This window comes from Streptomyces sp. ERV7 (assembly GCF_001653515.1).
Lineage (GTDB): Bacteria > Actinomycetota > Actinomycetes > Streptomycetales > Streptomycetaceae > Streptomyces.
This window is the reverse complement of the sequence record NZ_LYOY01000029.1, coordinates 1,116,117-1,135,050: the sequence shown is the minus strand read 5'-3', so window position 1 is coordinate 1,135,050 and position 18,934 is coordinate 1,116,117. Positions and strand designations below refer to the sequence as shown.

At 71.2% G+C, this 18,934-nt stretch carries 18 protein-coding genes, 1 tRNA gene and 1 pseudogene; 7 read left to right on the top strand and 13 right to left on the bottom strand.

All coding sequences use genetic code 11. The features are described from left to right. Positions 1-139 precede the first annotated feature (139 nt). Together A8W25_RS11470 and A8W25_RS33360 are read left to right on the top strand one after the other, a co-directional pair. The gene (locus A8W25_RS11470) at positions 140-1,180 is read left to right on the top strand and encodes a LacI family DNA-binding transcriptional regulator (RefSeq protein WP_067159351.1); all 1,041 of its coding nucleotides are present in this window, start codon (positions 140-142) and stop codon (positions 1,178-1,180) included. Between the two features lie 58 nt (positions 1,181-1,238). Further along, a pseudogene (locus A8W25_RS33360) lies at positions 1,239-1,343 on the top strand (transcriptional regulator); the annotation flags it as partial. A 70-nt stretch (positions 1,344-1,413) separates the two neighbouring features. Here the strand turns inward: A8W25_RS33360 and A8W25_RS11465 are convergent. The 4 genes from A8W25_RS11465 to A8W25_RS11450 form a co-directional block, all read right to left on the bottom strand. After that, positions 1,414-1,486, bottom strand: a tRNA-His gene (locus A8W25_RS11465). 146 nt (positions 1,487-1,632) lie between these two features. Next, positions 1,633-2,235, bottom strand: coding sequence for an oligoribonuclease (gene orn / locus A8W25_RS11460; RefSeq protein ID WP_067159348.1), 603 nt, complete (start codon positions 2,233-2,235; stop codon positions 1,633-1,635). A 5-nt stretch (positions 2,236-2,240) separates the two neighbouring features. After that, positions 2,241-3,473, bottom strand: a complete 1,233-nt coding sequence (locus tag A8W25_RS11455; RefSeq protein ID WP_067159345.1) for a helix-turn-helix domain-containing protein — start codon at positions 3,471-3,473, stop codon at positions 2,241-2,243. A 387-nt stretch (positions 3,474-3,860) separates the two neighbouring features. After that, positions 3,861-4,076, bottom strand: coding sequence for a hypothetical protein (locus A8W25_RS11450; protein WP_067159342.1), 216 nt, complete (start codon positions 4,074-4,076; stop codon positions 3,861-3,863). 496 nt (positions 4,077-4,572) lie between these two features. On the opposite strand from A8W25_RS11450, the gene A8W25_RS11445 reads away from it, so the two are divergent. Together A8W25_RS11445 and A8W25_RS11440 are read left to right on the top strand one after the other, a co-directional pair. Beyond that, complete coding sequence (locus A8W25_RS11445; RefSeq protein ID WP_067159339.1) at positions 4,573-5,094, top strand: universal stress protein; 522 nt, start codon at positions 4,573-4,575, stop codon at positions 5,092-5,094. Positions 5,095-5,318: 224 nt separating this feature from the next. Next, the gene (locus tag A8W25_RS11440) at positions 5,319-5,888 is read left to right on the top strand and encodes a GPR1/FUN34/YaaH family transporter (protein WP_067159336.1); all 570 of its coding nucleotides are present in this window, start codon (positions 5,319-5,321) and stop codon (positions 5,886-5,888) included. A gap of 139 nt (positions 5,889-6,027) precedes the next feature. Here A8W25_RS11440 and glmS read toward each other — a convergent pair whose 3' ends face one another. From glmS to A8W25_RS11425, 3 genes are all read right to left on the bottom strand, one after another. Further along, positions 6,028-7,845, bottom strand: coding sequence for a glutamine--fructose-6-phosphate transaminase (isomerizing) (gene glmS, locus A8W25_RS11435; RefSeq protein ID WP_067159330.1), 1,818 nt, complete (start codon positions 7,843-7,845; stop codon positions 6,028-6,030). Between the two features lie 52 nt (positions 7,846-7,897). Then, entirely contained in the window at positions 7,898-8,179 is a 282-nt protein-coding gene (locus A8W25_RS11430) for a hypothetical protein (RefSeq protein WP_067159327.1), read from the bottom strand. A gap of 110 nt (positions 8,180-8,289) precedes the next feature. Then, a complete protein-coding gene (locus A8W25_RS11425) occupies positions 8,290-9,165 on the bottom strand; it encodes a DUF4429 domain-containing protein (protein ID WP_067159324.1) in 876 nt (291 codons plus the stop codon). Positions 9,166-9,308: 143 nt separating this feature from the next. On the opposite strand from A8W25_RS11425, the gene A8W25_RS33930 reads away from it, so the two are divergent. Further along, positions 9,309-9,479, top strand: coding sequence for a hypothetical protein (locus A8W25_RS33930; protein ID WP_158942483.1), 171 nt, complete (start codon positions 9,309-9,311; stop codon positions 9,477-9,479). Between the two features lie 83 nt (positions 9,480-9,562). On the opposite strand, the gene A8W25_RS11420 is transcribed toward A8W25_RS33930, so the two are convergent. From A8W25_RS11420 to A8W25_RS11405, 4 genes are read right to left on the bottom strand one after another with little or no spacing between them, the layout of a single operon-like run. Next, on the bottom strand, positions 9,563-10,723 hold the full coding sequence (locus A8W25_RS11420; protein ID WP_067159321.1) for an acyl-CoA dehydrogenase family protein: 1,161 nt from the start codon (positions 10,721-10,723) through the stop codon (positions 9,563-9,565). A gap of 5 nt (positions 10,724-10,728) precedes the next feature. Next, the gene (locus A8W25_RS11415; protein ID WP_067161047.1) at positions 10,729-11,658 is read right to left on the bottom strand and encodes a hydroxymethylglutaryl-CoA lyase; all 930 of its coding nucleotides are present in this window, start codon (positions 11,656-11,658) and stop codon (positions 10,729-10,731) included. An 8-nt stretch (positions 11,659-11,666) separates the two neighbouring features. Further along, entirely contained in the window at positions 11,667-13,622 is a 1,956-nt protein-coding gene (locus tag A8W25_RS11410) for an acetyl-CoA carboxylase biotin carboxylase subunit (protein ID WP_067159319.1), read from the bottom strand. A gap of 14 nt (positions 13,623-13,636) precedes the next feature. Then, positions 13,637-15,268 carry a carboxyl transferase domain-containing protein gene (locus A8W25_RS11405; RefSeq protein WP_067159316.1) on the bottom strand — a complete coding sequence of 544 codons (1,632 nt, stop codon included), beginning with the start codon at positions 15,266-15,268 and terminating at the stop codon, positions 13,637-13,639. A gap of 110 nt (positions 15,269-15,378) precedes the next feature. Between A8W25_RS11405 and A8W25_RS11400 the strand changes: the two genes are divergently transcribed. Both A8W25_RS11400 and A8W25_RS11395 read left to right on the top strand, forming a co-directional pair. Next, on the top strand, positions 15,379-15,972 hold the full coding sequence (locus A8W25_RS11400) for a TetR/AcrR family transcriptional regulator (RefSeq protein WP_067159315.1): 594 nt from the start codon (positions 15,379-15,381) through the stop codon (positions 15,970-15,972). An 89-nt stretch (positions 15,973-16,061) separates the two neighbouring features. Further along, entirely contained in the window at positions 16,062-16,841 is a 780-nt protein-coding gene (locus tag A8W25_RS11395) for a phosphatase (RefSeq protein WP_067159313.1), read from the top strand. 26 nt (positions 16,842-16,867) lie between these two features. Here the strand turns inward: A8W25_RS11395 and A8W25_RS11390 are convergent, their stop codons facing one another. Both A8W25_RS11390 and A8W25_RS11385 read right to left on the bottom strand, forming a co-directional pair. Beyond that, positions 16,868-17,773 (bottom strand): acyl-CoA thioesterase, encoded by a 906-nt coding sequence (locus tag A8W25_RS11390; protein WP_067159310.1) that lies wholly within the window; start codon positions 17,771-17,773, stop codon positions 16,868-16,870. Next, entirely contained in the window at positions 17,770-18,927 is a 1,158-nt protein-coding gene (locus A8W25_RS11385; RefSeq protein ID WP_067159307.1) for an acyl-CoA dehydrogenase family protein, read from the bottom strand. The genes A8W25_RS11390 and A8W25_RS11385 overlap by 4 nt, the downstream gene beginning before the upstream one ends. Between the last annotated feature and the right edge of the window lie 7 nt (positions 18,928-18,934).

Sequence of the window (18,934 nt, the reverse complement as noted above, 5' to 3'; positions counted from 1 at the left end):
GCTCCCAGTCGTGATGTGTTGAAGGGTGGCGACTGTCCGGGAGGGTGTCAAGGGAGCGGGCAAAGGGAGTCCGCCGACGAGGTCCTGCTGTTAGTTTTCACCCGAGTTCCACGATGTGCGGCGAGACGGGGAGGCAGCCATGAAAGCAGCTCGCACGGTCCGGGGCCGCGGGGCCGGGCGGCCCACCCTTGAAGAGGTGGCGGCGCGGGCCGGGGTCGGCCGGGGCACGGTGTCGCGGGTGATCAACGGCTCGCCCCGGGTCAGCGACCGTACGCGCGCGGCCGTCGAGGCGGCCGTGGCCGAGCTCGGCTACGTCCCCAACCGGGCGGCCCGGGCCCTGGCCGCCAACCGTACGGACGCGATCGCCCTGGTCGTCCCCGAGACGGAGACGCGCTTCTTCGCGGAGCCGTACTTCTCGGAGGTCGTCAGGGGGGTGGGCCAGGCGCTCGCGGAGACGGAGATGCAGCTCCTGCTGACCCTGGTGGGCAGCGACCGGGAGCGCCGCCGGCTCGCCCAGTATCTGACCGGCCACCGGGTCGACGGCGTCCTGCTGGTGGGCGTCCACGCCGACGATCCGCTGCCCGAGCTCCTGGAGCAGCTGGACATGCCGGTGGTGATCAGCGGCCCGCGCTCGGAGGAGGAGCCGCTGGCGTCGGTGGACTCGGACAACTTCGCGGGGGCGCGGGCGGCCGTGGCACACCTGGTGGCGCGCGGCCGCCGCTCGATAGCCACGATCACCGGCCCCCTGGACGTGTACGGCGCCCGCCGCCGCCTGGACGGCTACCGCGCGGCCCTCGCCGAGGCCGGGCTGCCCGCCGCCCCGCACCTGATATCCCCGGCGGACTTCACGGAGGAGGGCGGCCGCCGGGCGATGACGGACCTGCTGGACCGGGCCCCCGAGGTGGACGCGGTCTTCGCGGCCTCGGATGTGATGGCGTCGGGCGCCCGCCAGGTACTGCGCGAACGCGGCCGCCGGGTCCCCGAGGACGTCTCCCTGATCGGCTTCGACGACTCGGCGATCGCCCGCCACATGGACCCCCCACTCACCAGCGTGCGCCAGCCGATCGAGGAGATGGGCCGAGCGATGGCCCAACTCCTCCTGGCCCAGATGGCGGAGCCCGAGCCGTCCCGCCCGCGCCTGGTCCTGCCCACGGAACTGGTGGTGCGGTCGTCGACGTGAGCCACGGGGCTCACTGGCGTACGCATCCGGGCTCACCGGCCGGATGCCGGGCGCGCCAGAGATCGCCCTCTACCTGAAGGCCTTCGAGCACCTGCGCACCATGGCCGTCTACGGCGCGGACGCCCGCGCCCTCGTCCTCGGGGCCGTCGAAGCCCTGGGCTGACCCGGGGAACACGGACCCCGGGAACGAAGAAGGCCCGGTCCGCTTTCGCGGACCGGGCCTTCCCGATCAGGGTGAGTAACGGGACTCGAACCCGCGACATCCTGGACCACAACCAGGTGCTCTACCAGCTGAGCTATACCCACCATGCGTGGCCGGACTGTTGTGGTCTGGGAAAGTCCCTGGGGGCTTTCCTTACCGGCCGAGAAAAAGTGTACAGGGTCCGGGAGGGTGCTCGCGCACATGTTTCGCGGCACCCTCCCGGGGTGGCCCCGAGGTGCCCCCGAAGGGGTTACTCCGCAGGCAGGACGTGCTTCGCCGCGATCGTCTTCGCCGTGTCCGAGTCCGGGCCCGGCTGGGCGACGAAGATCGCCTCGCGGTAGTAGCGGAGCTCCGCGATGGATTCGCGGATGTCCGCCAGCGCGCGGTGGTTGCCGTTCTTGTCGGGGCTGTTGAAGTACGCCCTCGGGTACCAGCGGCGGGCGAGCTCCTTCACCGAGGAGACGTCCACGATCCGGTAGTGGAGGTACTCCTCCAGCGTCGACATGTCACGGAGCAGGAAGCCGCGGTCGGTACCGACCGAGTTTCCGCACAGCGGGGCCTTCCTCGGCTCCTTCACATGCTCGCGGACGTACGCCAGGACCTGCGCCTCGGCGTCGGCCAGCGTGGTGCCGCCGGCCAGCTCGTCGAGGAGCCCGGAGGCGGTGTGCATGTCGCGCACCACCTCCGGCATGGTCTCCAGCGCGGCGTCCGGGGGACGGATCACGATGTCCACCCCTTCACCGAGCACGTTCAGCTCCGAGTCGGTGACCAGTGCGGCCACCTCGATAAGTGCGTCGTCCGCCAGCGAGAGCCCGGTCATCTCGCAGTCGATCCACACCATGCGGTCGTTCATGTGTCTCAGCCTACGGGGCCGCTCCGCTGCCCCGGCAGACTCGGACGCATGTAACCGGTGGCGTACATCTCGGCGACGGACTTCCCCGGATGGTCAGGCGGCGCCGTGTGGGTGATCGCCGCCGGACCGACCAGCGCGCTGGCCGCCGTGCGCCGCGACTGCGGCATGGCCTGCGGCGGCACCGTCTCCAGGGTCGGCGGACCCCCGGACGGCTCCGCCTGCGGCCGGCGCGCCCGGTACGCCGCCCGGTAGGACGCCGGGGACGAGCCGAGCTGGCGGCGGAAGTGCCCGCGCAGCGCGACCGGTGAGCGGAAGCCGCAGCGGCCCGCGACCTCGTCGACCGAGTAGTCCGACGTCTCCAGGAGACGCTGGGCCTGGAGCACCCGCTGGGTGATCAGCCACTGGAGCGGGGCCGATCCGGTCAGCGAGCGGAACCGCCGGTCGAACGTACGGCGTGACATGTACGCGCGAGCGGCGAGGGTCTCCACGTCGAACTGCTCGTGGAGGTGCTCCAGCGCCCAGGACACGACCTCGGCCAGCGGGTCGGACCCGATCTCTTCAGGTAAAGACCTGTCGAGATAGCGCTCCTGACCGCCGCTGCGCCGCGGCGGGACGACGAGCCGGCGCGCGAGGGCTCCGGCGGCGTCGCTGCCGTGGTCGGTCCGCACGATGTGCAGACAGAGATCGATTCCGGCCGCCGTGCCCGCCGACGTGAGGACGTCCCCGTCGTCGACGAACAGCTCCCTCGGGTCCACATGGACCGACGGATAGCGCTTGGCGAGCGTGGGCGCGTACATCCAGTGCGTGGTCGCCGGGCGGCCGTCGAGCAGCCCGGCGGCGGCGAGGACGAACGCCCCGGTGCAGAGGCCCACGATGCGGGCCCCTTCTTCGTGCGCTCGGCGCAGTGCGTCGAGCGCGGCCGCCGGTGGCGGCGAGGTGATGGACCGCCAGGCGGGCACCACCACGGTGCCGGCCCGGTTGATGGCCTCCAGCCCATAGGGCGCGGTCAGTTCGAGCCCGCCTGTGGTCCGCAGGGGGCCTTCCTCTCCGGCACAGACCAGCAGGCGGTAGCGGGGCACGCCCGCGTCCTGCCTGTCGATCCCGAACACGGAGAGCGGAATGGAGCTCTCGAAGATGGGGCCGCCACTGAACAGCAGTACGGCTACGACTTCCCGGCGTCGACGGCCGGCGAGCTTCCTTGTGGCCTCCGGTGATGCGGCAGCGGAGTCCTGGCTCATTTTGCTAAGCCCCCCTCGGTGTTCGCGGCTCCCCGTTCTTGTCGGGCTTGTCGCTCCTGCACTTTTCCCCTTGGTTTTGCACGAGTCCCCCAGCCTTCGATACGCATGATCGAATCTACTGCGTTCTGTGGCGTCGGCGTGACAAGTCCGGTACTCAGCGCTATGTCGACTTGGCAACTTGGCGCGAAGCATTCGATCACGAAGGGTTTCACTCAAGGCGCCCGTAGGGAAGTGGGCGACGCATGCATGGCCCGTACCCGTATGGCCAAAGCCGCCACGCCTGCCCGTTTTCCGCTGGTGGCAAGGGGGTTGGCAGGCCATTTCGGGCAGGGGTGAGGGGGGAGGGGAAGTTGGCTGAAAACATACGGGTCCGTGTGTGCGAACGCGTCAGTCCAACGGCGAACTTTCGCCGTTCGCCCCACCGTCCCGGTGCCGTCCGGACCCCGGGCGCGCGGCCGCCCGCTCGGACTGGCGCAGCAGCAGCCGGCAGACCGCGGTGACGGCCGCGAGCCCGACCGCCGAGCCGGTCGCCCCGGCGAACGAGGAACCGTAGACGACGAGCACCACCGGGACCAGGACGCAGCTGAACGCCGCCCAGCGCACGACGTCGCCCGCACAGTCACCCGTTCCCGCTGCGGGCTTTCGTACGCCGTGCGCGCCCCCCTCCGGGCGCCCCCGGTCACGCGGCGGCCCTGCGGCGGGCGCCGGCGCGCCGGGCCCTCGGGGGGCGGGCACGGGCAGGGGCTCCCTGAGGGGTGTCGAAACAGCGTCGCGGCGGCCGCGGGTCTAACGGGCGGGCACCGGTTCCGGTCACTGCGCGTACACAGCCGGGCCACAGCCGAAGCACAGCCGGGACGTCACCGAAGTGGATCGAACGTGCACAGAATGTTGAAGAACAGACCTCTGTACCGGCCATCAGCCATTGCCATCCGAGGCGGGCTCGTGCATGCTCCGGGGAACGCCGTGCAGCATCGGCGGCTCTGGGCAGGAGAGGAGTGTCGCCGTACCCTTGGGGGTATGGGCTTGGGAAGATGATTCCCGGACACAGCTCCGCCGCCAACTGTCGCCCTCCCATGAGGATCCAAACGCCGAGACACCCATGGCCGGTCAAGAATTCCCCGAACCCGCGGACCGCAAGCAGGTCGCCGACCCGACGTCGGACCTCCAGGCGGCAGAAGAACCACGTCTCTCCTGTGACCCCGCCTTCCGTCATGGAGTGGTGGTCGGCTTCGACGGCTCCACGTCCAGCGAGCGCGCCTTGGCGTACGCCATCGGCATGGCCAGACGGTCCGGTTCCGGTCTGATCATCGTGCATGTCGCCAACCGGCTGCCCACCACCGTGTGGGCGGGCTGCGAGCCGCCGGTCTTCGTGGACGTGCCGGACCACCGTACGGAAGTGCTCGGACTGGAGCTCGCCTGCGCGGACTACCTCGCCGAGGTCTCCTGGATCCTGGTCGAGCGCGGTGGGGACATCTGCCACGAACTGGAAGAAGTCGGGCGGGAGTACGCGGCGGACGCGATCGTCGTCGGCTCCACGCACGGCATCGTCGGCCGGATCTTCGGCTCGGTGGCCGGACGTCTGGCCCGGCGCGCCCAGCGCCCCGTGGTGGTCATCCCGTAAAGCCTCAGGACCCCGTGGAGCCGCCGATCCCGTCAGGGCTCCGGCGCCCTTCCGTAACCCGGCCGTGTCCGTTTGTTGTCCCAGCTGAGACGCTGTCAACTCCCTTTGTTCCAGGGCGAATCTACCCTCCGGTAGGTGGTGGATTGTGCCCTTGTGAAGGGTACATAAGGGTCGCTGGGAAGCAGCACGACCTGCAGCACAACTGCACATGAAGGGAGCCCGTCGTGGACCACGAAGCCCCTGCGGGAAGCGTCACTTCCACTCTCGGCCACCTCGCACTCGGACTCACCCTGCTCGCCTTCGGCCTCGGTACCACCAAGGTCGTCGACGGTGTCACCGTGGCCGACGCCGTGTCGATCGCGACCTATGTCGGCGGCATCGGCCTCTTCGTCCTGGGCATCGTCGCGTTCCGTGACCAGGACGCCTTCACCGGCACCGCGTTCGCGGGCCTGGGCGCCTTCTGGTTCACCTGGGCGAGCGGCGCGGACGACAAGTTCTCCACCAACGCGGCAGGCCTGTTCCTGCTCCTGTTCGGGCTCCTCGCGCTGAGCCTGGCGGCGGGCTCGGCGGGCTACGGACCGATCCGGCAGGGCTCGTACGCGCTGCTGTTCGTCTCTCTGGTGCTCCTCGCGATCGCCGACTTCGCCACCAACGACGGCCTCGCCAAGGCCGGCGGCTGGGTGGCGGCGGTCGCGGGCGCCGTGTCCTGGTACGGGGCGACGGCGGGCCTGGCCAACTGGCCGACGGCGATTCCGCGACGCGCTGCCGGCCGGGGGGTGACGGCCGCCGGCTAGGCAGCCGCACGCCGGTGCAATGGGCGGCACCGGCAGGCAAGGGAGCGGCCCCGCACGCCAGGTGGCGCGTGCGGGGCCGCTTCTGTGTCTACGGCTTCTGCCGTAGGAGCGGTACGGAACCAGCCGTACCGGTCCTGGACTACTCGACCGTGACGGACTTCGCCAGGTTGCGCGGCTTGTCGATGTCGCGGCCCATGGCCAGCGCCGTGTGGTACGCGAAGAGCTGGAGCGGGATGCCCATCAGGATCGGGTCCAGCTCGTTCTCGTTCTTCGGGACGACGATGGTGTGGTCGGCCTTCTCCTGCTCGCGGTGGGCCACGGCGAGGATGCGGCCGCTGCGGGCCTTGATCTCCTCCAGGGCCGCGCGGTTCTTCTCCAGGAGATCGTCGTCGGGGACGATCGCGACCGTCGGCAGCGCGGGCTCGATGAGCGCCAGCGGGCCGTGCTTGAGCTCGGAGGCCGGGTAGGCCTCGGCGTGGATGTAGGAGATCTCCTTGAGCTTCAGGGAGGCCTCCAGGGCGACCGGGTAGCCGCGCACCCGCCCGATGAACATCATCGACTGGGCGCCCGCGTACTCCTTGGCCAGCTTCTCGATCTCCGGCTCCATGGCCAGGATCTCCTCGATCTGGCCGGGCAGCTTCCGCAGGCCCTCGATGATCCGCTTGCCGTCGGCCACCGACAGGTCGCGGATGCGGCCCAGGTGCAGCGCGAGCAGCGCGAAGGCGACCACGGTGTTGGTGAAGCACTTGGTGGAGACGACGCAGACCTCGGGGCCGGCGTGCACATAGGTACCGCCGTCGGCCTCGCGGGCGATCGCCGAGCCGACGACGTTCACCACGCCGAGGACGCGGGCGCCCTTGCGCTTGAGCTCCTGGACGGCGGCGAGCACGTCGTAGGTCTCACCGGACTGCGAGACCGCGATGTACAGCGTGTCGGGGTCCACGACCGGGTTGCGGTAGCGGAACTCGGAGGCCGGCTCGGCGTCCGCGGGGATACGGGCGAGCTCCTCGATGAGACCGGCGCCGATCATGCCGGCGTGGTACGAGGTGCCGCAGCCGAGGATCTTGATCCGGCGCACACCGCGGGCCTCGCGGGCGTCCAGGTTGAGGCCGCCGAGGTGGACGGTGGAGAACCGGTCGTCGATGCGGCCGCGCAGCACGCGGTCCACGGCGTCGGCCTGCTCCGACATCTCCTTGTGCATGTACGTCTCGTGGCCGCCCATGTCGTAGGAGGCGGCCTCCCACTCGACGGTCTCGGGGGTGGCGTTGGTGAGCGTGCCCGAGGTCGTGTACGTACGGAAGTCGTCGGCCTTCAGGGTGGCCATCTCGCCGTCGTTGAGGGTGACGACCTGGCGGGTGTGGGCGATCAGCGCGGCGACGTCGGAGGCGACGAGCATCTCCTTCTCGCCGATGCCGAGGATGACCGGGGAGCCGTTGCGGGCGACCACGATGCGGTCGGCGAAGTCGGCGTGCATCACGGCGATGCCGTAGGTGCCCTCGATGACCTTGAGCGCCTCGCGGACCTTCTCCTCCAGGGAGTCGGCCTGGGAGCGGGCGATCAGGTGGGTGATGACCTCGGTGTCGGTCTCGGAGGCGAAGACGACGCCCTCGGCCTCCAGCTTGACGCGCAGCTCGGCGGCGTTGTCGACGATGCCGTTGTGGACGACGGCGACCTTGTTCTCGGGGTCGAGGTGCGGGTGCGAGTTCACGTCGCTGGGGGCGCCGTGGGTGGCCCAGCGGGTGTGCGCGATGCCGGTGGTGCCGGTGAAGCGCTTGGGGACACGGGCCTCCAGGTCGCGGACGCGGCCCTTGGCCTTGACCATCTTCAGCGCGCCCGACTTGGGGCTGTTGATGACCACACCCGCGGAGTCGTAACCCCGGTACTCCAGCCGCTGCAGACCTTCGAGCAGCAGGGGAGCGACATCACGCTTACCGATATAACCGACGATTCCGCACATAGAGTCTTGACCCCTCCATCGACGTACAGGTTCAACAAGTTCAGGCGTGTGCTCAGCCGTAGACGATGCGGCGCAGCTGCCGGAGCGAGAGCTCCGGTGGCGCCACGGCGCGGTGCGGCAGCTCGGCCGCGATCCGCTCGAAGATCTCCGCGTTCACCAGACCACCGGACTGCAGTTCACGGTGGCGGCGGCGGACGAATTCCTCGTACGTCTCGTCGAAGTACGCCAGCACATCGAGCACCACCCGGGCCGCCTCACCGCGCTGGAGCGCGGTGCTGCGCACCAGATGGTCGATGAGGTCGTCGTGGGACGACGGACTGCGGCGTTCGAGCACCCGTCGATATTGCGGGGAATCCCGCCCTCACGCAAGAATCCTGCCCGATATCGGGCAGGATTCTCATGATCATACGCATCCTGGTACAGACCAGACCGCTGCGGGAGCGCTTACAGCCGCTTCAGTACGGCCTGCTTGGCGAAGGTGAACTCCTCCTCCGTGAGGATGCCGGACTGGTGCAGCTCACCGAGCTCGCGCAGCCGCCGCAGCAGGGCGTCGGGGTCGTCGCCGGCCACGGGTGCCGGGCCGAGCGCCTTGGGCTCCGCCGCGGCCACGGGCTCCGGCGCGTGCGGATGCGGCATCCGCACCACCACGGCCGAGGCGAGCAGCGCCATCAGCGGGTCCTTCTTGAAGCCGTTGAGCTCCACGGCGTGCGGATCGCGCCCGGCGGGCAGCCGGGGCGCGTTCGGCGAGCTCACAAAGCGCAGATGGCCGTCCTCCAGGCCGCGCGCGGGCAGCCACTCCACCGCGTGCAGATCCTCCAGGGCGATACTGGCCGGGCCGCTGCCCGTCTTCACCTCGTCGGTGTGCCAGGTCCACTCCAGGCGGACCACGCGCCCGTCGAAGCTGGCCGTGCCGTCGCCCGCGCCCACGGTCAGCGGCAGCGAGGGCCCCGGCAGCAGATAGCGGTCGACCGGCCCGGTGGGCACCGAGTCGAGCAGCAGGGCGTTGCGGACCTCGTCCACGAAGTACTCGGCTATCGCGGCGGCCTTCGTCTCCACGGTCAGGGTGTACGGGTCGGAGGCGTCGTCCAGCTTGCCGCCGGTGACCTGGAGCAGCGGGTCGGCGCCGTCGCGCAGCCTCAGGCGCAGCCGCCCGGCCTTGCGCCCCGGCTCGTACGCCACCCCGGCCAGTGCCACCAGTGGCACCGCGACCTCGCCGAGGGTGCGGCGCAGCAGGCTGACGCCCTTGTCGCTGCCGGGCACGATGCGTACGCCGTCCCCGTCGAAGGTCCAGGTCCCGTCCTTCTGGATGATTTCCGCCATGAGGGGATTCTTCCATCAGGCCTGCGGGGAGCGGCCGTTGACTACTGGTCTACACCTTGACCGCCGCTGGGGCGGGCGGTTGTGATGGTTCCCGTTCGGTTGCTCGCGTCCCCTCCTCGTGTCCCCCTCGAAGGGAACCGCTTGTGAGACAGCACAGAACGATGGCCGGTCTGCTGGGCGCCCTGCTGCTGATGGCGGCGGGCATCTCCTCGGCCGGGACCCCCACCGCCTCGGCCGCGCCGCACCCCGGAGGAGCCGGACTCCCCAGGGGCGCGGGGAACGGCGCGAGCAACCACCCACCGGCCCGCAGATGAACGCCGGTTCTTCAGGGGTGCGGGGAACTGCGCGGCCGGCCCCCACTCACCCGCGGGCGAACTCCGGGCCAAAAAGGGGGCGGTCAGGCCGGGAGGCCCAGTTCTCGGGCGATCAGCATGCGCTGCACCTCGCTCGTGCCCTCGCCGATCTCCAGGATCTTGGAGTCGCGCCACATACGGGCGACCGGGTACTCGTTCATGAAGCCGTAGCCGCCATGGATCTGCGTGGCGTCACGCGCGTTGTCGACGGCTACCGTCGACGAGTACAGCTTCGCCAGCGCCGCCTCCTTCTTGAAGGACTCGCCCCGCACCAGCCGCGAGGCCGCGTCGCGCCAGCCCACCCGGGCCATGTGCGCCCGCATCTCCATGTCGGCGATCTTGAACTGGATCGCCTGGTTGTCGCCGATGGGGCGGCCGAACGCGTGGCGCTCGTGCGCGTACTTCACCGACTCGTCGACGCAGCCCTGGGCAAGCCCCGTGGCCAGCGCGGAGATGGCGACGCGGCCCTCGTCGAGGATGCGCAGGAACTGGGCGTACCCCCGGCCCTCCTCGCCCAGGAGGTTGGCGACCGGGACGCGGACGTCCTGGAAGGACAGCTCGCGGGTGTCCGACGCGTTCCACCCCACCTTCGAGTACGGCGCGGCCACCGTGAAGCCCGGCGTGCCGGACGGGACGATGATCGAGGAGATCAGCGGGCGGCCGTCGGGCTTGCGGCCGGTCACGGCCGTGACCGTCACCAGGCCCGTGATGTCCGTACCCGAGTTGGTGATGAAGCACTTGGTGCCGTTGATGACCCACTCGTCGCCGTCGCGCACCGCCGTCGTCCGCGTGCCGCCCGCGTCCGAGCCGCAGTCCGGCTCGGTCAGACCGAACGCACCGAGGAGCTCGCCGGAGCAGAGCTTCGGCAGCCACTCCCGCTTCTGCTCCTCCGTACCGAAGCGGAACACCGGCATCGCGCCGAGCGAGACCCCCGCCTCCAGGGTGATGGCGACCGACGAGTCGACCCGCGCCAGCTCCTCCAGGGCGATGCCCAGGGCGAGGTAGTCGCCGCCCATGCCCCCGTACTCCTCGGGGAAGGGCAGCCCGAACAGGCCCATACGGCCCATCTCGCGGACGATCTCGTACGGGAACTCATGGCGCTCGTAGAAGTCGCCGATCTTGGGGGCGACGACGTCGTGCGCGAACTCCTCGACCGTACGGCGGAGTTCTTCGTGCTCGTCTGAGAGCCGGTGGTCAAGGGACATGGGGGTCACTCCTTGTGGGAGTCGGGGGAGAGGGCGCGGACGGTACGGGACGGGCTCGGCCGTCCCAGCTGCTCGGCCATCCACACGCTGGTGGCGGTGAGCTTGCCGAGGTCGACCCCGGTGTCGATACCGAGGCCCTGGAGCATCCACACGAGGTCTTCGGTGGCGAGGTTTCCGGTGGCGGACTTGGCGTACGGACAGCCGCCCAGGCCGCCCGCCGAGGCGTCGACCGTGCGCACGCCGTGCTGGAGCGCGGCGAGGGTGTTGGCGAGCGCCTGGCCGTAGGTGTCGTGGAAGTGCACCCCGATCGTGGAGGTCGGCACGCCCTCCTCGTTCAGGGCCGCGAGCAGGCTCTGGACATGGGCCGGGGTCGCGACCCCGATCGTGTCCCCGAGGCTCAGCTCGTCGCAGCCCAGGTCCCGCAGGGACTTGGCCACCTCGACGACCTGGTGGACGGGGACGGCTCCCTCCCACGGGTCGCCGAAGCACATCGACAGATAGCCCCGGACGTGGGCGTTCTGCTCCTTGGCGCGGGCCACGACCGGTGCGAACATCGCCAGCGACTCGTCCACCGTGCGGTTCAGATTGGCCTTGGCGAACGACTCCGTGGCGCTGGCGAAGACCGCGATCCGGTCGGCGCCGAGCGCGAGCGCCCGGTCCAGACCCCGCTCGTTGGGCACCAGGACCGGCAGCGCCACTCCCCCGACATCGCCCAGCAGGGGGAACAGCTGCTCGGCGTCGGCCAGTTGGGGCACCCACTTGGGGTGCACGAAGCTGGTCGCCTCGATCGTGGTCAGGCCCGCGTCCGCGAGGCGGCGGATGAACTCGGCCTTGACCTCGGTGGGGACGACGGCCTTCTCGTTCTGGAGGCCGTCGCGGGCCCCGACCTCGTGGATCCGCACCGAGGCGGGCAGGTCCGGCGCCGGTACGACCATGGGCAGCGTCACTGGTCCTCCTCCTTCGGGGTCACCACGGCCAGGACCTGGTCCATGGCCACGGTCGAGCCGGGGGAGACGTCCAGCTCGGTGACGGTGCCGGCGTGCGGGGCGGAGATGACGTGCTCCATCTTCATCGCCTCGACCACCAGCAGGCTCTGGCCTGCCTCCACCTCGTCGCCGACGGCCACCTTGACGACGGTGACGGTGCCGGGCATCGGGGCGGCCAGGGTGTCCGCGCCGCCGCGCGCGGCGCCGGTGAGGCTCGCCGCTACGGGGTCGTGGTCGAGCACGTGCCAGCTGTCGCCGTCCCGCCCGAGCCAGGTCCCCTCCGGGGAGGGGGCGGTGGTGAAGGTGTGGGTGAGGCCGTCGAGCTCCACGGAGACCTGGCCGGGGGTGACCCGGCCGGCGGCCGTGCCGCGCACCGTGTGGGTAACGGGTTCGAGTCCCGGGATGCGGAACGGGAAGGCGATGGGCGCCGGTTCGCCGCCCATGCGCCAGCCGCTCGGCACCGCGAACGGGTCCAGCCACGCGCCCGTGGCGGGGGGACGCAGCCCCTCCTGCCGCACCAGCGCCGCCGCCGCGTACACCTCGTCCGGGACCCCGTCCGGCACCAGCGCGTCGGCCTCGCGCTCGACGAGGCCGGTGTCGAGGTCGCCCGCGACCACGGCCGGATGGGCCAGCAGCCGCCGCAGGAACCCGGCGTTGGTGGGCACGCCCAGGGTGACCGTGTCGGCCAGGGCGCCGCGCAGCCGGCGCAGCGCGGTCGCGCGGTCCGGTCCGTACGCGATGACCTTGGAGAGCATCGGGTCGTAGAGGCTGCCGACCTCGGTGCCCTCGCTCAGGCCCGAGTCGGTGCGCACCCCGTCGCCCTGCGGCTCGCGCAGCGCCAGGACCGTACCTCCCGAGGGGAGGAAGCCCCGCGAGGGGTCCTCCGCGCAGATGCGCGCCTCGACCGCGTGGCCGGTGAGGGTGATGTCGTCCTGTCCGTACGGCAGTTCCTCGCCCGCCGCCACCCGCACCTGCCACTCCACCAGGTCCAGGCCGGTGATGAGCTCGGTGACGGGGTGCTCGACCTGGAGGCGGGTGTTCATCTCCATGAAGTAGTACGAGGACGGGTCGTTGCCCGGGACGATGAACTCCACCGTGCCTGCGCCCGCGTAGCCGCAGGAGCGGGCCGCCTGGACCGCCGCCTCGCCCATCGCGGCCCGGGTCCCCTCGTCGAGCAGGACCGAGGGGGCCTCCTCGATGATCTTCTGGTGGCGGCGCTGGAGGGAGCACTCGCGCTCGCCCAGGTGCACCACGTTGCCGTGGCCGTCGGCGAGGACCTGGATCTCGATGTGGCGGGGGCGGTCGATCCACCGCTCCACCAGCAGCGTGTCGTCGCCGAAGGAGGCGCGGGCCTCGCGGCGGGCGGCCGCGATCTCGTCGGCGAGCGCCGCCTCCTCGCGGACCAGCCGCATGCCCTTGCCGCCGCCGCCCGCGCTGGGCTTCAGCAGCACCGGCATCCCGATCTCGCGGGCCGCGTCGGCCAGTTGGCCGTCGGTGAGGCCGCTGCCCGAGGAGCCGGGCACGACCGGGACACCGGCCGCCTTCACGGTCTCCTTGGCGCGGATCTTGTCGCCCATCAGGGAGATCGCGTCCGCCGGGGGCCCGATGAAGACCAGGCCCGCCTCGGCGCACGCGCGCGCGAAGGCCGCGTTCTCGGCGAGGAAGCCGTAGCCCGGGTGGACGGCCTGGGCGCCGCTCCTGGCGGCCGCCTCCAGGAGCCGGTCGATGGAGAGGTAGCTCTCGGACGCCGCCGCCGGACCGATCCGCACGGCCGTGTCGGCCTCGCGCACATGCCGGGCGTCCGCGTCCGCGTCGCTGAACACCGCGACCGAGCGCACTCCGAGGGCGCGCAGGGTACGGATGACGCGGACGGCGATCTCGCCCCGGTTGGCGACGAGGACTGTGTCGAACATCGTCATGGTCCGTCTCACATCCGGAAGACGCCGAAGCCGGGCGCCGAGTAGTCCCGCTGGGGGAGGGGGGCGTTGGCACAGGCCGTCAGGGCGAGCCCGAGGACCTGGCGGGTCTCCATCGGGTCGATCACCCCGTCGTCCCACAGCCGGGCCGACGCGTAGTAGGCGTTGCCCTGCTGTTCGTACTGGGCGCGGATGGGGTCCTTGAAGGACTCCTCGTCCTCGGCGGGCCAGGACTCGCCGCGCCCCTCCAGCTGGTCGCGCTTGACGGTGGCGAGCACCGAGGCGGCCTGCTCGCCGCCCATCACCGAGATCTTGGCGTTGGGCCACATCCACAGGAAGCGCGGCGAGTACGCCCGGCCGCACATCGAGTAGTTTCCCGCCCCGTACGATCCGCCGACCACGACCGTCAGCTTGGGGACGCGGGTGCAGGCCACGGCGGTGACCATCTTGGCGCCGTGCTTGGCGATGCCGCCCGCCTCGTAGTCCCGTCCGACCATGAAGCCCGAGATGTTCTGGAGGAACACCAGCGGGATGCCGCGCTGGTCGCACAGCTCGATGAAGTGGGCGCCCTTCTGGGCGGATTCGGAGAACAGGATGCCGTTGTTGGCGACGATGCCGACCGGGTGGCCGTGGATCCGGGCGAAGCCGGTGACCAGCGTCTGCCCGAACTCGGCCTTGAACTCCTGGAAGCGGGAGCCGTCGACCACGCGCGCGATGACCTCGCGGACGTCGTACGGCGTGCGGGAGTCGACCGGGACCGCCCCGTACAACCCGAACGGGTCGGCCTTGGGCTCCTCCACGGGCTCCACGCTCCACGGGAGCTCGCCGCGCGCGGGGAGGGTGGCCACGATGTTGCGCACGATCCGCAGCGCGTGCGCGTCGTCCTCGGCGAGGTGGTCGGTGACGCCCGAGGTGCGCGAGTGGACCTCGCCGCCGCCGAGCTCCTCGGCGGTGACGACCTCGCCGGTCGCGGCCTTCACCAGCGGGGGACCGCCGAGGAAGATCGTGCCCTGGTTGCGGACGATCACGGCCTCGTCGCTCATCGCGGGGACATACGCCCCGCCGGCCGTGCAGGAGCCGAGGACCGCCGCGATCTGCGGGATCCCGGCGCCCGACATCCGGGCCTGGTTGTAGAAGATCCGCCCGAAGTGGTCGCGGTCGGGGAAGACCTCGTCCTGCATCGGAAGGAAGGCGCCGCCCGAGTCGACCAGGTACAGGCACGGCAGCCGGTTCTCCAGCGCCACCTCCTGGGCGCGCAGGTGCTTCTTCACCGTCATCGGGTAGTACGTGCCGCCCTTGACCGTGGCGTCGTTGGCCACGATCACGCACTCGCGGCCGCTGACCCGCCCGATCCCGGCGATCACCCCGGCGGCGGGGGCCTGGCCCCCGTACATCCCGTCGGCCGCGAGCGGCGCGAGCTCCAGGAAGGGCGAGCCGGGGTCGAGCAGCGTGTCGACCCGGTCGCGCGGCAGCAGCTTGCCGCGCGCGACATGGCGCTCGCGGGCCCGCTCGCCGCCGCCGAGGCGGGCCGCGGCCAGTCTGGCGCGCAGCTCCTCGCCGAGGGCGCGGTGCGCCTCCTCGTTGGCCCGCCACGCCTCGGACGCGGGATCCGCCGCGCTCCCAAGGACCGGTGCCTGCTGCATCGTGTCGAGCCCCCTTGCCCGTACGAAGTCTTCCGGCCGGATGTTAATGACCGTTAACTCATTTCCTCCAGGTTAACGAGCGCTAACCGCGTTGTCTAGAATGAATTCCCATGAGCACCCGGACCGATGCCCCCACCCGACGCGAGCAGATCCTGCGCGAGGCCGCGCGCCTCTTCGCCGAGCGCGGCTTCCACGGAGTGGGCGTCGACGAGATAGGCGCGGCCGTGGGCATCAGCGGCCCCGGCCTCTACCGGCACTTCGCGGGCAAGGACGCGATGCTGGCGGAGCTGCTGGTGGGGATCAGCGGGCGGCTGTACGACGGCGGCCGCAAGCGGGTCGCCGAGGCGGACGGGGGCCCGGAGGCGGTCCTCGGCTCGCTCATCGACGGCCACATCGACTTCGCCCTCGACGACCGGGCGCTCATCACGCTCCACGACCGGGAGCTGGACCGGCTGCGCGACAGCGACCGCAAGCTGGTGCGCCAGCTCCAGCGGCAGTACGTGGAGCTGTGGGTCGCGGTCGTCCGCGAGCTGTACCCGCACGGCTCCGAGGCCGAGGTCCGGGCCGCCGTCCACGCGGTCTTCGGCCTGCTCAACTCGACGCCGCACCTGGGCTCGTACGGGGCGGGGCTGCCGGGGCGCACCGCCACCGAGGCGCTGCTGCGGCGCCTGGCGCACGGCGCGTTCGCGGCGCTCGCGGGCTGAGCGCCCCCGGCCGCCCACGCGCGCGTGGGTGCGCGTCCACTGCGCGGACCACGGCGCCCGCCGCCGCGCACCGGGGCAGAATGGGGCGCATGCCGATACCCAGCCGTGCCGCTCTCGTCGACCACCTCGTCCGCACCCGTATCGCCGGAGACGTCGCCACACCCCGCGACAACAACCTCTCCCACTACCGCAAGCTCGCCAACGGCGACCGCCACTACTGGCTGGGCCTGGAGCTGGGCGACCGCTGGACCGACGAGCAGGACGTGCTCGCCGTGATGGCCGAGCGCTGCGGGGTCGTCGACGACCCCGGGCACCGTTCGGGCCAGGACACCATCGACCCCGAGCTGACCGTCGACGCACTGGAGCGGATGGCGGCGCGGCTGCGGAAGGCCGTCGCGGGGAAGCAGCGGGTGCTGTTCGCGACGGGCCATCCGGGCGCGCTCATCGATGTGCACAGCCGGACCGCCGCGGCGCTGCGGGCCGCCGGGTGCGAGATCGTGCGGATCCCGGACGGGGTGCTGGCCGACGAGGGCTGTGTGGTGCAGTTCGCGGACGTCTCGCTCTACGAGCGCGGCGCGTCCCTGTGGCACACCCACTCGCCCGCGCCGATGGCCGCGATCCTGGACGCGCTGGAGCGGGAGGGGCGGGCGCTGCCGGATCTGGTCGTCGCGGATCACGGCTGGGCCGGGTGTGCGGCCCAGCGCGGGATCGACGCGGTCGGGTACGCCGACTGCAATGACCCCGCGCTGTTCCTCGCGGAGGCGGAGGGGACGCTTCAGGTCGCTGTGCCCCTCGACGACCATGTGGTGGACCCGCGCTACTACGAGCCCATGACCGAGTACCTGCTGGGTGCGGCCGAGTTGGTCTGAGGCCGTCCCTGAATCTGAGGCCGTCCCTAAAGGGGCCGCGGGACCCTGACCACGCCCTCCTGGATCACCGTCACCGCCAGGTGGCCGTCCTGGGTGTAGATGCGGGCCTGGCCGAGGCCCCGGCCCGCGGAGGCCGACGGGGACTCCTGGTCGTACAGGAGCCATTCGTCGGCCCGGAACGGGCGGTGGAACCACATCGCGTGGTCCAGGGACGCGCCCACCACGTCCCCGACCGCCCAGCCGCCCCGGCCGTGCGCGAGCAGCACCGAGTCCAGCAGCGTCATGTCGGAGACATAGGTGGCGAGCACGATGTGCAGCAGCGGGTCGTCCGCGAGCTTGCCGTTCGTACGGAACCAGACCTGCGAGCGCGGCTCGCGCGGGGTGCCGGCGCTGGCCCACGGCGGCGCGTCGGCATAGCGCAGGTCGACGGCCGCGCGGGCCTCGATCAGGCGCTCGGCGACGTCCGCCGGAAGGTGGCGCGGCAGCATCTCGGCCGCCGTCGGCAGCGACTCCGGGTCCGGCGCGGGCGGCATGTCCGCCTGGTGCTCAAGCCCCTCCTCGTACGTCTGGAAGGACGCGGAGAGGTGGAAGATCGGCTGGCCGTGCTGGACCGCGACGACCCTGCGGGTGGTGAAGGAGCGGCCGTCGCGGATGCGGTCGACCATGTAGACGATCGGCGCGCCCGGGTCCCCCGCACGCAGGAAGTACGCGTGCAGGGAGTGTGCCGTTGGGGTCTCCCCTGCTCGAGCGGAGCCGAGAGCTTGGGGAAGGTCCGCGGGGACGGTGCGGCCCGCGGCGACCAGCGCCTGGGCCGCCACCTGTCCGCCGAAGACGCGCGGGACGAGCGCCGAGCGGGAGCGGCCCCGGAAGTAGTCCCGCTCGATCTGCTCCAGGTCGAGCAGATCGAGCAGGGCATCCAGAGCCTCGGTCACAGACCCATGTCCTTGGCGATGATCGTCTTCATGATCTCGCTGGTGCCGCCGTAGATCCGGTTGACGCGGTTGTCGGCGTACAGACGGGCGATCGGGTACTCGTTCATGAAGCCGTAACCACCGTGCAGCTGGAGGCACTTGTCGATGACGCGGTGGGCGACCTCGGTGCAGAACAGCTTGGCGGAGGCGGCCTCGGCCGGGGTCAGCTCGCCCGCGTCCAGGGCCTCCAGGGCGCGGTCGGCGACCGCCTCGGCGGCGTCCACCTCGGCCTGGCAGGCGGCCAGCTCGAACTTGGTGTTCTGGAAGTGCGAGACCGGCTTGCCGAAGACGGTGCGCTCCTGGACGTACTCCTTGGCGAACCGGACGGCGGCCTTGGCCTGCGCGTAGGCGCCGAAGGCGATGCCCCAGCGCTCGGAGGCGAGGTTGTGGCCGAGGTAGTAGAAGCCCTTGTTCTCCTCGCCGAGGAGGTCCTCGACCGGGACCTTCACGTCGACGAACGCCAGCTCGGCGGTGTCGGAGGTCTTCAGGCCGAGCTTGTCGAGCTTGCGGCCGATGGAGTAGCCCTCGGACTTGGTGTCCACGGCGAACAGCGAGATGCCGTGGCGGCGGTCCTCGGCGGTGGGCGCGGCGGTGCGGGCGCAGACGATCACCTTGTCGGCGTGGACGCCGCCGGTGATGAAGGTCTTGGCGCCGTTGAGGACGTAGTGCGTGCCGTCCTCGGAGAGCTTCGCGGTGGTCTTCATGCCCGCGAGGTCGGACCCGGTGCCCGGCTCGGTCATCGCGAGCGCCCACATCTCCTCGCCGGAGACGAACTTCGGCAGGAAGCGCTTCTTCTGCTCGTCGGAGGCGAGCATCTTGATGTACGGCAGGCCGAGCAGCACGTGCACACCGGAGCCGCCGAACTGCACGCCCGCGCGGGCCGTCTCCTCGTACATGACGGCTTCGAACTTGTACGACTCGATGCCGGCGCCGCCGAACTCCTCGTCGACGCGGATGCCGAAGACGCCCAGCTCGGCGAGCTTGTAGTAGAAGTCGCGCGGCGCCTGGCCGGCGGCGAACCACTCGTCGTAGACGGGGACGACCTCGGCCTCGATGAAGGCCCGGATGGTCTCCCGGAACGCCTCGTGGTCCTCGTTGAATACGGTGCGGCGCACGGACGCT

Bases quoted from the DNA above. Each gene is read 5' to 3' on its own strand.
- A8W25_RS11420 (WP_067159321.1), bottom strand. From the start codon at position 10,723: ATGTCCCTTGACCACCGGCTCTCAGACGAGCACGAAGAACTCCGCCGT.
- A8W25_RS11400 (WP_067159315.1), top strand. From the start codon at position 15,379: ATGAGCACCCGGACCGATGCCCCCACCCGACGCGAGCAGATCCTGCGC.
- A8W25_RS11425 (WP_067159324.1), bottom strand. From the start codon at position 9,165: ATGGCGGAAATCATCCAGAAGGACGGGACCTGGACCTTCGACGGGGAC.
- orn (WP_067159348.1), bottom strand. From the start codon at position 2,235: ATGAACGACCGCATGGTGTGGATCGACTGCGAGATGACCGGGCTCTCG.
- A8W25_RS11455 (WP_067159345.1), bottom strand. From the start codon at position 3,473: ATGAGCCAGGACTCCGCTGCCGCATCACCGGAGGCCACAAGGAAGCTC.
- A8W25_RS11405 (WP_067159316.1), bottom strand. From the start codon at position 15,268: ATGCAGCAGGCACCGGTCCTTGGGAGCGCGGCGGATCCCGCGTCCGAG.
- A8W25_RS11470 (WP_067159351.1), top strand. From the start codon at position 140: ATGAAAGCAGCTCGCACGGTCCGGGGCCGCGGGGCCGGGCGGCCCACC.
- A8W25_RS11415 (WP_067161047.1), bottom strand. From the start codon at position 11,658: ATGGTCGTACCGGCGCCGGACCTGCCCGCCTCGGTGCGGATCCACGAG.
- A8W25_RS11410 (WP_067159319.1), bottom strand. From the start codon at position 13,622: ATGTTCGACACAGTCCTCGTCGCCAACCGGGGCGAGATCGCCGTCCGC.
- A8W25_RS11445 (WP_067159339.1), top strand. From the start codon at position 4,573: ATGGCCGGTCAAGAATTCCCCGAACCCGCGGACCGCAAGCAGGTCGCC.
- glmS (WP_067159330.1), bottom strand. From the start codon at position 7,845: ATGTGCGGAATCGTCGGTTATATCGGTAAGCGTGATGTCGCTCCCCTG.
- A8W25_RS11395 (WP_067159313.1), top strand. From the start codon at position 16,062: ATGCCGATACCCAGCCGTGCCGCTCTCGTCGACCACCTCGTCCGCACC.